Here is a 235-nt window from a genome sequence, read left to right on the forward strand (position 1 = left end):
GCCCCAATAGATATCTTCAATTTCGCTAGGGTTAACCGCTGGGTTTCTCTTCAAAAGCCCCTTCATGAGATGAGCAGATAGATCTTCAGCTCGAACATGACGGAAGGCACCACCCTTAGATCGTCCCATTGGAGTACGAATGCAATCAACAATTACGACATTTTTCATTTTCTAATCCCTCTTATTGATTACACGCTGGTGGCTTGTTGGTTTGCGTAAAAGCTATCGCCAGAAT

1 pseudogene is annotated in these 235 nt (G+C 43.8%); it reads right to left on the minus strand.

The features are described 5' to 3' along the window. Window positions 1–168 (minus strand): annotated as a pseudogene (gene fadA / locus AB4585_RS26560) (acetyl-CoA C-acyltransferase); the annotation flags it as partial. Window positions 169–235: the final 67 nt, after the last annotated feature.

It is taken from the genome of Vibrio sp. 10N.222.49.C9 (assembly GCF_041474985.1).
Taxonomy (GTDB): Bacteria; Pseudomonadota; Gammaproteobacteria; order Enterobacterales; family Vibrionaceae; genus Vibrio; species Vibrio crassostreae_C.